Below are 13,193 nucleotides of genomic sequence, written 5' to 3'. Positions count from 1 at the left end.
CGGCTCCCCGGAGAAATTGCCACTGCCACCGCCTCGACCCCAGGAAAGGATCCGCTCGTGCGGAAGAGAACGGTCACGGGGGCGCTCGCCGCCCTGGCACTGTGCGTGCCGATGGGAGTCTGGTCGCCCGGGAGTGCCGCTGCGGCGTCGACCTCCACCGCCTGGACCAACGGAGCGTTCTCGGTCGACGCCGCGAACCTGGTCCGCGAGGCCGACATCGTGCTCGCCGGACCCAACACGGCCGCGCAGCAGTCGATGCCGCTCGGGAACGGCACCCTCGGGGCGGCCGTGTGGGCGGCGAACGGCTTCACCGCCCAGCTCAACCGGGCCGACACCTTCCCCGGCCGCAAGTCGCCCGGCTGGGTGCAGATCCCCGGACTGTCGCAGATCACCGGCGCCTCGGACTTCTCCGGTGTCGTGGACCCCTACGACGGCGTGCTGCGCGAGTCCGGCGGCGGTATGACGGCCACCGTCTACGTCCGCGCCGACAAGGACGAACTCGTCGTGGACGTGACCGGCGCCAACCCGAACGCCGCCCAGTCCGCGACGGTCAACCTCTGGTCGGGGCGCACGCCCACCGCCGCCGCCTCCGGCAGCGTCGCCACGCTCGCCGAGACCTGGGCGGACAACAACGCCACCACCGGGTCCGGGAAGACCTTCGGGACCCTCGCGGCGCTCACCGCCGGCGGACGCAACGTCAGCGCGTCCGTGGCCGACTCCCAGACGGTGAAGGTGAGCTTCACCCCCAACTCCGACGGCAGCTTCCGCGTGATCGTCGGCAGCCCGCAGTGGACCGGGGGAGACGCGGCCGCCACGGCGTCGACCCTGCTCGGCACCGACGCCTCGGCCACCTCGGCCTCGCTGGAGGCGGGCCACCTGGCCTGGTGGCACAGCTACTGGGCCAACCTCGGGCTGGTGAAGCTCTCCTCCGCCGACGGCACGGCCAACTACATGGAGAAGCTGCGCACCCTGTACTACTTCACCACCGCCGAGGAGTCCCGCGGACCCCTGCCGGGTTCGCAGGCGGGGGTCGGCGACCTGTTCAACTTCTCGCAGGACACCCAGAACTGGTACCCGGCCGCCTACTGGTTCTGGAACCTGCGCGGCCAGGTCGCCGCCAACATCGGCGCCGGTGCGTCCGCACTCAATGCCGGTCTGTTCAACCTCTACACCTCGAACCTGGCCAACATCCAGGCGTGGACCAAGACGTACATGGGCAGCAGCCTCCCCGGCATCTGTGTGCCGGAGACGATGCGCTTCAACGGCAACGGCTTCCAGGACGACAGCAGCCCCTTCAGTGACGCCTCCTGCGACCAGGCCCTGAGCACCTGGAACGGCCGGACCGTCTCCTCCGGCGCCGAGATCGGCCTGTGGGTCTGGCAGCAGTACCTCACCACCGGCGACCGGAACTTCCTGGCCGCCAACTACCCCCTGATGCAGCAGGCCAGTGAGTTTCTGCTCGCGTACACCACCGTCGGAGCCGACGGCAAGCGCCACGCGGTGGCCAACGTCCACGAGAACCAGTGGAACGTCCAGGACCCGGTCAACATGATCGACGCGATGAAGGCGCTGTTCCCCGCCACCGTCGCCGCCGCACAGACCCTGAACACCGACGCGTCGCTCGTCTCCCAACTCCAGACGGCGGTCGGGCAGATCCCCGACTACCCGCGCACCGATGCCGCGACCCACCAGCAGAACCTGACCGCCTCCGCCGACGCCTCCGGCACCGACGTGCTCGGCCAGTCCTCCCAGCCCACCGCCGCCGTCAACAACTCGGAGAACGACGACCTCGAAGCCGTCTGGCCCTACGGCCTGGTGGGCGACAACTCCTCGCTGACCTCCCTGGCCCAGCGCACCTACACCAACCGGGTCAACGTCCACGCCAACGACTGGAGCTTCGACGCCGTCGACGCCGCCCGCCTGGGCCTCGGCTCGTCGGTCGACGCCGACCTTTCCGCGCTGACCCAGGCCTACCAGGCCTACCCCGACGGCATGGGCGACCTCTGGGGGAAGACCAACGAGACGGAGCCCTACATCGAGCAGGCCGCCAACGTCGCGCTCGCCGTCAACGAGTCACTGGTCCAGGACTACGACGGCCTGCTGCGGATCGCACCCGCCCTGCCCCCGGGCTGGGACGCGGACGGCACCGAGTACATCCACGGCGGCAGCACCGTCTCGGTCCAGGTCCACGGCGGCGTGATCGGCACCGTCGGCATCCACGCCGGCTCCACCGGTATCGTCACCATGCGCAACCCCTGGCCGGGACAGAGCGTCGAGGTCGTCGACGGCACCGACGAGTCCACCGTCGTGGTCGCCCCGACGACCGCGTCCCAGTTCTCGATCCCGACCACGGCCGGCAACTCCTACCTCGTCCAGCCGGTGGCCGCGCCGGTGTCCGGCATGACCTTCGCCCAGCTCACCGGGGTCCCCGCGACGACCGTCAGCCACCTCGGCACGGTCCGGATCGGCATCGACAGGACCGGGCCCGCCGGCCCGATCACCGGCATCAACGGCCTGTGCGTCGACGACTCCGGCGCGAGTACCAGCAACGGCAACCCGATCGTGGTCTGGGGCTGCTCCGGCGCGGCGAACCAGCAGTGGACCGTCGGCACCGACGGGACCCTGCGCACGCTGGGCAAGTGCATGGACATCACCGGCGGCGGGAAGGCCAACGGCACCAAGATCGAGCTGTGGGACTGTAACGGCGGCGCGAACCAGGTCTGGCAGGCCCAGGCCGACGGGACACTGAAGAACCCGCAGTCCGGCAGGTGTCTGGACGACTCCGGGGCCGGCCCGGCCGGCACTCAGCTGATCATCTGGGACTGCTCGGCCTCCGCCAACCAGCAGTGGCACCTACCCTGACCGTCCGACCGGACCGGCGCGGCGCCCGCAACCGTGCCGGACGCTGTCCGACCTGCCGGGTGGGCGGTGACGGGTGACGATGGAGAGGATCTGGTCGGTGCCCTCGACCAACCGATCGGGGGCACGGATCCGTCGGCCTCTTCCGCGAGCGGGCTCAAGTGGAGGGAGGGCAGGGATGAGTGCCTCGGACGCCGACCTGTCCGGACGAGACCCGGAGCCCATCGGCCCGTCGCTGCCGGGCGGGCTGCTCGACCTGCTGGGCGTCGCAGCCGCTCTCCTCGACGGCGAAGGCCGGATCGTGCTGTGGAGTCCGCAAGCCCGTGAGCTGTTCGGCTGGAGCGCCGACGAGGCCCTGGGCAGGTACGCGGCGAAGCTGCTGGTCGCCGAGGAGAACGTTCCGCTCATCCTGGAGCTGTTCGCCAAGGTCATGGCCAGCGGGGACAGCTGGGCGGGTGTCTTCCCGATCCGGCACAAGGACGGCTCGACACGGCTGGTGGAGTTCCGCAACATGCGGTTGCGGGACAAGGACGGAGCCCGGTACGCGCTCGGTATCGCCGCCGACGAGTCCGTCGTGCGCGGAGTGGAACGCGACCTCGCCCTGTCCGCCCGGCTCGTCACCCAGTCGCCGATCGGGCTGGCCGTGCTCGACACCGACCTGCGGTACGTACTGGTCAACCCGGCGCTGGAGCACATCAACGGCATCCCCGCCCGCCTGCATCTCGGTCGCACCGTCGCCGAGGTGCTGCCGTTCCTGGACGCCGAGGCGATCCAGGCCGTGATGCGCGAGGTCCTGTCCACGGGAACACCGCTGCTGGAGCAGTTCACCACCGGCAGTACCCCGGCCGACCCGGGCGCGGAGCACGCCTGGCTGGTCTCGTACTACCGGCTCGACGCAGCCGGCGGCCGAGTGATCGGCGTCGCCCTGTCCATCGTGGACGTCACCGAGCAGCACCGCGCCGACCAGCGGGCCGCCCAGGCCCGCCGCCGACTCGCGCTGATCGCCCGGGCGTCCGCCCGCATCGGCACCACCCTCGACCTGGGCCGGACCGCCCGAGAGCTGGCCGACACCGTCGTGCCCGACCTCGCGGACATGACCGCCATCGACATCCTCGACGCGGTCCTGCAGGCGCGTAGCGCCCACCTGACCCCCACTGGCCCGGCGGACTTCCGCGCGCTGGCCGTCAAGGCCGCCTACCCCACCGAAGCGGCGGGCGCAGCCGACCCGGTGGGTGAGATCAGCCGGTACGCGGCCGACCGGCTGGTCACCCGCAGCGCGACCACCGGCAGGCCCGTGCACATCCCGCACGTGCGACCCGGAGACCTTGCGCGCATCGCACGCGACGAACAGGCCGCAGCCGCCCTCGCCCGCGCCGGCGTCCACTCCTACCTGGCCGTGCCCCTCACCGCCCGCGGCGAGGTCCTGGGCGTCCTCGACATGGTCCGGGCCCGCAACCCGGTGCCGTTCGACGCCGACGACGTCCTACTCGCCGAGGAACTCGCCGCCCGCGCCGCCGTCTGCATCGACAACGCCCGCTGGTACCAGACCCAGCGCGATGCCGCCACCGCCCTGCAACGCCACCTGCTCCCGCAGATCCCACCGCACGTGCCAGGCCTGAACCTCGCCTCCCGCTACCAGCCCGCGGGGGCTCCCGGCCACGCCGGCGGCGACTGGTTCGACGTCATCCCGCTCGGAGCCGGCGCCACCGCCCTGGTCGTCGGCGACGTCATGGGCCACGACATCAACGCCGCCGCGACCATGGGCCAACTACGCACCGCCGGCCGCACCATGGCCCGTCTCGGTCTGGAGCCGGCCGAGATCCTGCGTCAGCTCGACCAACTCACCGAAGAGTTGGAGGAGACGATCGCCACCTGTGTGTGCGTACTGCACGAGCCCGTCAGCGGGCGGTGTCGCATCGCCCTGGCCGGGCATCCGCCGCCGGTCCTCCACCGGCCGGACAGGCCGGCGATCCTGCTCGACCTGCCCCCGGGCGCCCCCCTTGGCGCCGCCGCCCACGTCCCGCTGACCACCACCGGCGTCGACCTGCCCGCCGGAGCCCGGCTGTTCCTCTACACCGACGGTCTGGTCGAGCAACGCGAGCAGGCCATCGACGTGGGCCTGAACGCGCTCCTGGACCAGCTCACCGGCCCCTGGCTGCCTCTCGACGAGGTCTGCGACAAGCTCCTGGCCGTCCTGCCCGGCAGGAAGGGGGATGACGACGTGGCTCTCCTTGTCGCCGAGGCAGAGCCGCGGCAGGGACCGCACCAGGTTCAGCAGTGGTGAGGTGGCGTTGACCGGTCATCTGCCGGAGCGTCAGTCCTCCCAGTGCACGCCTGCCACCGCATGTACAGGCAGGGAGTAGTGCGGGGACTCCTCGTCGGGGACGCGGACATGGATCCACGCGTCCTGGATCCAGACGGCCAGGCGCATGTTGTCGCTGAACTTCCGCCCGTCCACCTCCACCTCGCCGGCGAAGCGCACGATGGCGGGCCGATAGGGGTCAACCTGCGGTTTCATGGGGACTCGCTCTCAGCGCAGGCATCCGAGGCACGGATGGCGGTGGGCCAGGGCCTCGCCGAGCGGAACCAGGATGACGTCGGGGGCGCTGCCCTCGTCGGTGCGTGCGATGTCCCGGTCCGCAAGGAAGATCTTGCAGTCCTCACCGGCGTGGTAGGTGTCGCTCGTCAAGGTGGTGATGACGACTGCCGGGGTTGGCATGGTGGGGTGCTCCTCGTCGTTGTTGCCTGAGGTCAGAGAGTCGTGGTGCGCCGGAGCGCGAGCGGTGGCACTCAGCCCTCAGAAGCAGCGGGTTCCGCGTTGCGGGCACGGCGGGTGCGGATGTGCAGGTGATCGCGTGGCACGGTGGCAGCGGGGGGTGTGGAGCCGTCGGCGAGGAGCGCCCGGGCGCTCCGCTGGTTGTTCGGGCGCGCTGCGGCGGTCATGAGCTGCTTCGCTCGCCAAGGGGAGCTCTCCGGCGGCACCACGAGCAGTTCCCACTCCCCGATGCGGTACGAGAAGAGGGTGATCGCGTCGGGATCCTGGGAGTGGTCGTACCAGTTCACTCGTACGTCGTGGGTTCCGGCCGGGACGCTGTGGCTCAGCTGGGTCCAGGCAGTGTCCTGGATGGCGGCCCGGGTGATGCGGCCCCAGACGCCGTCCAACTCCGCGATCAGCTCGGGGAGTTGCTCACTGAGGTTGCGTGAGTGCGGCCACCAGGCGCCACTGAGTCGGGACCGCGGACCGTCGGGGGTCAGGGCCAGCCGCAGCGAAGGCCGGGCCTGCGGCGCGGCTGAGAGTGCTGCGCGGGTGTACGTACTCATGATGCTGACCGCCTTGTCGGTTCTCGGTTTCGGGGCCGGGGTCTGGTTTCGGGTCCGGGGTCTGTGGGGGCCGGATCGAGACGGCGACCGTGGGTGGGCGGCGTCTCCTGCGCAGGCGCTGTTGGGCCCCGGTCGGGCTGTGCGTTCGCCGGGCGATGCGTTCGTTCGGCGGCCGGTCGTCAGGGACGGTGCTTTGTCCTGGCGTTGGCCAGCTGGATCAACAGCACGCAGGCGCTGATCATGGCGGCGAGTACGAGGATGGTGAAGAGCGTTGCCACCGTTCTCACCGCCCCCGGGACACGTGGACCCGGCCGATCGGCATGGACAGCGGTACCGGCAGGGGTGCGCCGCCCTCGGACTCCCACGCGGCTTCTGCGCCGGTGTCGCGGGACGGGGGGTTGCCGTCCAAACGGCTCCCCTCGGCGGCGATCAGAGCGCTGGCGGAGGGTGCGCCGGCCGGGTCGGAGGCGGCGGCCATCAGCCGGCCGGCGGACGCCTGGCCGGTGTGCGGTGGGATGACGAGCAGGTCCCAGCGGCCGGTGCGGTAGGACACGAGCAGGAGTTTGTGCGGGTCCTGCTCGGCGAACCGGCCGACCTTGACCAGGTGTGCCTGGGCCGGGACCTCGCGCGGCAGGGGCTGCCATGTGGTCGGGTTGACGTCGACCCTCGTGATGCGTCCCCACTCTCGGTCCAACACGGCAACGAGGGAGGGCAGTTCACGCAGGAGGTCGTCGGAGCGGGGCCACCAGGCGCCGTCCAGGGCGCCGACGGAGGGGCCGCTGCCTGCGGCGTGCCGCAGGGCGAGGCGCAGCGGGGGAGATTCCGTCCGGGGTGGGGGGACGAGGGAGGAGGGCGGTCGAAGGAGCGACACGGTCATCGTGCGTGTCCTGTCCCCGGGCCTGCGCGCAGGCCCGGTGTCGGCGTTCGCCGAGAACGACAGGGGCACTGCAGCCGGTGTTCGGAAGACCCTCGGTACCCTCAGCCTACTCCGCGCCGGGCCGGAAAGGACCGACCAGGACGCGGGAGCCGGGGGAGGACGGCTTCCTGGCCTGGGCCCGGCGCAGCCCGACAGCGGCACCCTGCTCCGCCCGCGGCGGAGTAGCGTGGAAGCGGGCCCCGCAGCGGCTCGGCGGGTCGGCCTCCCGGCCGCCATGCCTGCCGGTCGGCCGACAGGCGTCGGCCCTCGGGCGCGGTGGTCCGCGGCGAACAGGCGGTGTTCCATGAATGTCGATCCTTCGACACCGGCAGCCGGAAGGTTGCTGCCGGACACGAACGACTGGCCGCACGCGCCCGGCGCGGTGGTGTTGCGGCTGGAGACGACCGCCTCCCGGCTGGGGGCTCACGACGGTGCCTGGTGGCCGCGCTCGCGCCACCTGGCCGCGGAGCTTCCGGCGCTGATCACGGCGGTGGCGGAGTCCGTGGGGCCGATCCAGCGGGTGGGCCTGGACGCCGCCGCATGGGACGAGGTGCCGGGGCGGATGATCGTGGACGACCGCGTCGTCCACATCGACTGGTTCCCGGTCGGCGACGACACAGTGATCCTCACCCGAGGCGACCACGACCACTTCCTGCTCCTGGTCGTCCCTCCCGACACGGACCCCGCGGCTGCCCAGGCCGCCATGGCTGCGGCGGTGCTGGCGGGGGCATCGGACTCGGCCCGGCAGATCTTCGTCAAGACCGGCATCACATCCGCGGCGTGACCCGCGGACCGCCGGACGCTCGCAGCCGACGGTCGTCGGGTGCCCGTGGCCGCATGTGTTGTTCAGGCAAAGTATGTGCCGCTGCCCTGCCGTATCGGTGCTCGTTCGGGTGCACGATGGAAGGGACACACCTCTGATCTCCGAATCGGCATGCCCGCGCAGGGTGGATTCCCCTTCGGCCCGGGGCGACGTGGCGCCGAGGTTCGATCGTGGACCTCGAGGCGAGCGTCGCCCGGAGGAGCGGATCGCCACCTGGCGGCCCGATCGGATCCTGCGGGGGTGATGTCGCCAGAGGAGATGACCATGTTCGGTTATCGAGTTCCCGCTCCGGACCAGGCGATGCTGATCTCCGGGGGCCGGCGGGGGATGGGGACGGCGCCGTTCCGCGTCGTCACCGGCCACGGCGCGTTCGTGTCGCCGGTCTTCCGCAAGACCCGGTTCCTGACACTGGCGATGTGCGAGGCGGAGGTCGACGAGAACTGCGTCACCCACCAGGGCATCGCGTTGACGGTGCGGGCGGTGATCGCGTTCAAGGTGGGCAACGACAAGGAGAGCATCGTCAACGCGGGCCAGCGGTTCCTGTCCGACCAGGATCAGATGTCGGTGCTGACGGGGAGGATCTTTGCCGGTCACCTGCGTTCGATCATCGGGTCGATGACGGTCGAGGAGATCGTGACGGAGCGCCAGAAGCTGGCGACGGAGGTGCTGGAGACCTCGAAGGCGGAGATGGCCAAGATCGGCCTGATCGTCGACTCGTTGCAGATCCAGTCGATCGACGACGGGAAGACCGGCTACATCGCGGCGATGGCGGCTCCGCACCAGGCCGCGATCCAGCGGCAGGCGAAGATCGCCCAGGCCCAGGCCGCCCAGGCCTCGGCCGAGGCGGAGCAGGCGGCTGCCCGGAACCAGGCCGAGTACGCCCGCCAGACGGCGGTGGTGAAGGCCGAGTACACCGCCCAGGTCGACCGGGCCCAGGCGCAGGCCGCGCAGGCGGGTCCGCTGGCCGCGGCGCATGCGCAGCAGGAGGTGCTGACGGCGCAGACCGAGCTGGCCCAGCGCGCCGCGGAACTGCGTCAGCAGCAGTTGGTGGCCGAGGTCGTGCGGCCTGCGGAGGCGGAGGCGGAGCGGATCCGGGTGCTGGCGTTGGCCGAGGCCGAGCGGATGAAGATCCAGGCGGAGGCGGCGGCGTCCAACGACCGCGTCGCGCTGGACCGGATGTTGATCGACCAGCTGCCGCTGATCGTCAAGGAGGCGGCGGGCGGTCTGGCCGGCGCCAACGTGAACGTGCTGAACGGTGCGGACGGCCTCGGTGAGATCGCGGCGGGGCTGGTCGGACAGGGCCTGACGATCCTGGACTCGGTCCGGCAGAATCTCGGTACCTCCCGCTCCCTCCCGGACGGCGAGGGAGCAGCGCGCGCACGGCACCTCGGGCCGGTGGACTGACACTCCAGCAGATCCGGAGGCCGCCTGTCTGGCTGGGCTGCGGCGCAGGACCGGCTGAGGGGATCAGGACTGTCGTGCTACGCGCCGTCCGGTGGCGTGTCGGCGCAGCCGGCGGAGCAGAAGCGGCTGCGCGCACTGTTGCCCCAGCGTTGGTGCGGGGTGCCGCAGCGGGGGCACTGGCGGATGATGCCTGTGGCGTGGGGATCGATCAGGTCCAGGGCGCGGAGGAGATCGTGACAGTCCTTCGCGCCCTGCGCTCGGGAGGCCACCAGTAGGCGGGCCTGCTGACGGGTCTGGTGGTCCTGCATGGTGTAGATGTCGAACTCGCCTGAGTCGTAGGGGTCCCGCATGCGTGGCCTTCTCTCACGGACCGCTTTGGCGGTGGCCGATGTCGGGTTCCCGCCCGGCTGGGCGGGGTCGGTCGTGCGAATGGTGCGGTCATGCTCCGGTGCGGCGCGTCGGACGGGCGCGTCCGTCCCGACGTCAGCGTGCTCCGTCGCGGATGTCCCAGGTGCCGAAGCCCGGCAGGGCCGGTGGCCTGAGGGCCTCCAGACGTCTGCGGAGCCAGGCGATGCGCTGTTCGGCATGGTCGCCGCGGATGCCGAAGGTCAGGCCGTGCACGCGGCCGCGGTGCCGGCACTCACGGGTGCCGACGGCGCGGTCGAAGGCGTCGAGAGCCTCTTCGTACAGCAAGGCGTCGGCGCGGCCGTTGGGAGCGAGATTCTCCACCGTGAGGAAGTGCCAGCCCTCGGCGACGTCGTGAGCCTCCGCTACCAGCAGCCGATCGGCCCGGAGTTGCGCTTCGCCGTCGGAGGTCACCGGAGCGCAGCCGGGGGCGGGGTGGTGCGAGGCGCGCGTACCCGGCCGGGACTGCGTGGAATGTGGGACATGGGGCACCTTCTCGTTCGAGCGTCGGCGGGAGCCGTCCTGACGAGAACGCGAGCGCTGCATGGCGCGTGCTTGCCGTGGGCCTTCGGAAGCAGCTTGGCGCACGGAGGGGGTGTCTGACTAGGGCCGTCCGGTGGTGGCCCGGTGACGTCCTCTTCGGATGACCGACGGTTGGAAGCTATTCCGTGCTACTGTCGATATCAGTTGCAGTTGTGGTTCCCAAAAACTTCAAGTCCCCGCCCGGTCCGCTTCAGGGCCGAGCGGCGCGCTTTCTGTATTTCCGGTGCATCCGGACGGGGCAATCATCGCGGCGACCGCGGGTCCGCACAGTGCGGTTCCCGGGTATTGCCCCTGAAGGAGATTCAAGATGGCATCCGGTACGGTCAAGTGGTTCAACGCGGAAAAGGGCTTCGGCTTCATCGAGCAGGAGGGCGGCGGTCCCGACGTCTTCGCCCACTACTCGAACATCGCCACCCAGGGCTTCCGTGAGCTCCAGGAGGGCCAGAAGGTGAACTTCGACGTCACCCAGGGCCCGAAGGGTCCGCAGGCGGAGAACATCATCCCGGCCTGACACTGACGCGTCAGACGCGGCCGGGGCCCGCATCCACGGGGGTGCGGGCCCCGGCCGCGTCGGCTTTTCGCCGGTGGGCGATGTACCCGCCCGAGACGCCCGGATTCGGCCGCCGGGTGAACCCCTCGAACCTGCGCTCCGCTTTTTTGGAGCGCCGTCTGGCCCCGCCGTCGAGCGCCGGAGACGTTCTCGTCGTCCTGTGCGCAAGGCTCCACTTCACGTGAAGAGAAACCGTCGCTTTTGGCGTCGTTTCCGTTGTTCCGTTCGTTGCTGCAATTCGCACCGCAGTCGGCGGCCGTGAATTCCTCGAAGCGCCTGCCCGAGGAAGGATCTGCATGCACCGTACACACAGTTTGAACAACGAAACGCCGCTCGCCGGGCCGGACGACTCCGCGAGTCCGGCCCCGGCCACTCCGGCGATTGTCGCCACGTCCTTCGCGGATCTGGGCTTGCCGCCGGCCCTGGTGAGGGAACTGGCCCGTCAGCGGATGTCCGCGCCGTTCGCGATCCAGGTGGCCACGCTCCCCGACAGCCTCGCCGGGCGCGACATGCTCGCGCGTGGGCGCACCGGGTCCGGAAAGACGCTCGCGTTCGGGCTCTCCGTGCTGGCCCGGACCGCCGGGCAGCGCGGCGTTTCCCGGCGGCCTCGTGCCCTGATCCTGGTACCCACCAGGGAGCTGGCCCAGCAGGTGGCTGAGGCGCTCGCCCCCTATGCCCGGTCGCTGCGGCTCACGGTGGCGACCGTGGTGGGCGGCCGGTCGATCGGCAGCCAGGCTCGCATCCTGCGCGGCGGCGCCGAGGTCGTGGTCGCCACCGCGGGCCGGCTGGCGGATCTCGTCGAGCGCGGCGACTGCGTTCTGGACCGGGTCGCCGTCACGGTGCTCGACGAAGCGGACCAGATGGCCAACCTGGGCTTCCTGCCGCAGATCACCGCCTTGCTCGACCAGGTTCCGTCCGGGAGCCAGCACCTGCTGTTCTCCGCCACCTTGGACAGCGACGTCGACCAGTTGGTGGACCGCTACCTGACGGATCCGGTCGTGCATGTGGTGGACCCGTCGGCCGACGTGCTCGCCGCGACGGAGCATCACGTCCTCGAGATCACCCTGACGGACAAGCAGGCCGTCGTCGTCGAGATCGCAGCCCGCGAGGAGCGGGTGCTGCTGTTCGTGGAGACCCGTCTCGCGGTCGACCAGCTCACCGAGCGGCTCCTGGACGGCGGAATACGTGCCGACGCCCTGCACGGCGGCAAGTCACAGGCCCAGCGCTCGCGCACGCTGGAACTCTTCAAGGCGGGACAGATCACCGCGCTGGTGGCCACCAACGTCGCCGCCCGCGGCATCCATGTCGACAACCTCGGCCTGGTCGTCTGTGTCGACCCACCCGGCAACCACAAGGACTACCTCCACCGCGGAGGACGCACCGCGCGCGCCGGCGGATCGGGCACGGTCGTCACCCTGGTCCTGCCCCACCAGCGTCGCGCCGTCGCCCAGTTGATGGCACGGGCCGGCATCAGCCCGCACGCCGTCCAGGCCCGCGTCGGAGCAGGAGAGCTGAGCGACGCCCTCTGCCCGGCAGCCCGTTCACGCACCCCGCTGCACCAGCCCCCGGACAGTTCGCAGTCGGCAACCGGGTGACACACGACAAGCACGGCCTCGGGCGCGTGGTCGCGGTTGCCAGGGAGAGCCGCACGAGAGAGGACGCTCAGCCACCGGCACCGGTGGTAGGCGTGTGCCGGGTCCGAACGTGGAGGTGATGGCGAGGTGCCGCCGCCAAGGGGCCTGCGGGACCGTCGGTGACGAGCGCTCGGGCGGCCTGCTGGGCCCGCGCGCAGGAAGAACGCGCGTGCCCTGCCGCCTCGATGCTGCTTCGGGTGCAGGATGGAATTGGCTCACCCCCGGCGAGGGTGACCGGCCCAGCCATATTTCCCCGGATGCGACCGGCCGCGCCCGGCGGCACCCTGGACCGGGGACGCCATGACAGGAGACCGGATGGGTACGAACGCCGACCAGGTGGAGACACGGCTCTCGGTTCGGGAGAACAGTCCGGTGGCCGGCACGGTCCTGGACGTCCGGATCACCGCGGATGCCGGGACTGCCGGACGGATCGCCGACCTGGTCCGGGAGGCCTGCGCCCCGGGCCTGCTCGGCGGGGACCTCGCCGTGCCCCGGGAAGGCGAGCAGACCCGGCCGCTGCCGTCCTCGGACGGCATCGCCCGGATCGAACTCGTCTCCCAGGACCTGGCGCTGCTCGACGTGATCCGCAAGCACGTCGGCACCGTGTACGAGACGTCGCCGGACAGCGAACGCGCCTCCGCCCACGGCACCGTGCGCCTGGTGGTCCTGCGCGAGACCGACCGTCGTTGATCCGCGCGGAACGTGTGCGCGGCCGGTCGGGTGAACGGGGCGTGAGGT

13 protein-coding genes are annotated in these 13,193 nt (G+C 71.0%); 7 read left to right on the top strand and 6 right to left on the bottom strand.

Annotated elements, in window-relative coordinates:
- Positions 1–57 precede the first annotated feature (57 nt).
- On the top strand, positions 58–2,862 hold the full coding sequence (locus tag DN069_RS40885) for a ricin-type beta-trefoil lectin domain protein (protein ID WP_207892122.1): 2,805 nt from the start codon (positions 58–60) through the stop codon (positions 2,860–2,862).
- A 175-nt stretch (positions 2,863–3,037) separates the two neighbouring features.
- Positions 3,038–5,143 carry a SpoIIE family protein phosphatase gene (locus tag DN069_RS11505; protein ID WP_111500820.1) on the top strand — a complete coding sequence of 702 codons (2,106 nt, stop codon included), beginning with the start codon at positions 3,038–3,040 and terminating at the stop codon, positions 5,141–5,143.
- 30 nt (positions 5,144–5,173) lie between these two features.
- Here DN069_RS11505 and DN069_RS11500 read toward each other — a convergent pair whose 3' ends face one another.
- The 4 genes from DN069_RS11500 to DN069_RS11485 form a co-directional block, all read right to left on the bottom strand.
- The gene (locus DN069_RS11500) at positions 5,174–5,377 is read right to left on the bottom strand and encodes a hypothetical protein (protein ID WP_111500819.1); all 204 of its coding nucleotides are present in this window, start codon (positions 5,375–5,377) and stop codon (positions 5,174–5,176) included.
- Positions 5,378–5,389: 12 nt separating this feature from the next.
- Positions 5,390–5,578, bottom strand: coding sequence for a hypothetical protein (locus DN069_RS11495; RefSeq protein ID WP_111500818.1), 189 nt, complete (start codon positions 5,576–5,578; stop codon positions 5,390–5,392).
- 71 nt (positions 5,579–5,649) lie between these two features.
- Positions 5,650–6,180 (bottom strand): DUF5994 family protein, encoded by a 531-nt coding sequence (locus DN069_RS11490; RefSeq protein ID WP_111500817.1) that lies wholly within the window; start codon positions 6,178–6,180, stop codon positions 5,650–5,652.
- A 283-nt stretch (positions 6,181–6,463) separates the two neighbouring features.
- On the bottom strand, positions 6,464–7,057 hold the full coding sequence (locus DN069_RS11485; protein WP_111500816.1) for a DUF5994 family protein: 594 nt from the start codon (positions 7,055–7,057) through the stop codon (positions 6,464–6,466).
- A 343-nt stretch (positions 7,058–7,400) separates the two neighbouring features.
- On the opposite strand from DN069_RS11485, the gene DN069_RS11480 reads away from it, so the two are divergent.
- Together DN069_RS11480 and DN069_RS11475 are read left to right on the top strand one after the other, a co-directional pair.
- On the top strand, positions 7,401–7,880 hold the full coding sequence (locus DN069_RS11480; protein ID WP_133259894.1) for a DUF5994 family protein: 480 nt from the start codon (positions 7,401–7,403) through the stop codon (positions 7,878–7,880).
- 303 nt (positions 7,881–8,183) lie between these two features.
- On the top strand, positions 8,184–9,323 hold the full coding sequence (locus DN069_RS11475) for an SPFH domain-containing protein (protein ID WP_111500814.1): 1,140 nt from the start codon (positions 8,184–8,186) through the stop codon (positions 9,321–9,323).
- A 77-nt stretch (positions 9,324–9,400) separates the two neighbouring features.
- Here DN069_RS11475 and DN069_RS11470 read toward each other — a convergent pair whose 3' ends face one another.
- A complete protein-coding gene (locus DN069_RS11470; RefSeq protein ID WP_111500813.1) occupies positions 9,401–9,673 on the bottom strand; it encodes a hypothetical protein in 273 nt (90 codons plus the stop codon).
- Between the two features lie 133 nt (positions 9,674–9,806).
- A complete protein-coding gene (locus tag DN069_RS11465; protein WP_111500812.1) occupies positions 9,807–10,142 on the bottom strand; it encodes a hypothetical protein in 336 nt (111 codons plus the stop codon).
- A 436-nt stretch (positions 10,143–10,578) separates the two neighbouring features.
- On the opposite strand from DN069_RS11465, the gene DN069_RS11460 reads away from it, so the two are divergent.
- The 3 genes from DN069_RS11460 (at position 10,579) to DN069_RS11450 (ending at position 13,145) form a co-directional block, all read left to right on the top strand.
- Positions 10,579–10,782 carry a cold-shock protein gene (locus tag DN069_RS11460; RefSeq protein WP_111500811.1) on the top strand — a complete coding sequence of 68 codons (204 nt, stop codon included), beginning with the start codon at positions 10,579–10,581 and terminating at the stop codon, positions 10,780–10,782.
- A gap of 335 nt (positions 10,783–11,117) precedes the next feature.
- Positions 11,118–12,416 (top strand): DEAD/DEAH box helicase, encoded by a 1,299-nt coding sequence (locus DN069_RS11455; RefSeq protein ID WP_111500810.1) that lies wholly within the window; start codon positions 11,118–11,120, stop codon positions 12,414–12,416.
- A 354-nt stretch (positions 12,417–12,770) separates the two neighbouring features.
- Positions 12,771–13,145, top strand: a complete 375-nt coding sequence (locus DN069_RS11450) for a hypothetical protein (RefSeq protein ID WP_111500809.1) — start codon at positions 12,771–12,773, stop codon at positions 13,143–13,145.
- Positions 13,146–13,193: the final 48 nt, after the last annotated feature.

Source organism: Streptacidiphilus pinicola (genome assembly GCF_003258295.1).
In the GTDB taxonomy this organism is placed as follows: Bacteria; Actinomycetota; Actinomycetes; order Streptomycetales; family Streptomycetaceae; genus Streptacidiphilus; species Streptacidiphilus pinicola.
Note: the sequence above shows the minus strand (reverse complement) of the source record. Positions and strands in the feature narration are given on the sequence as shown.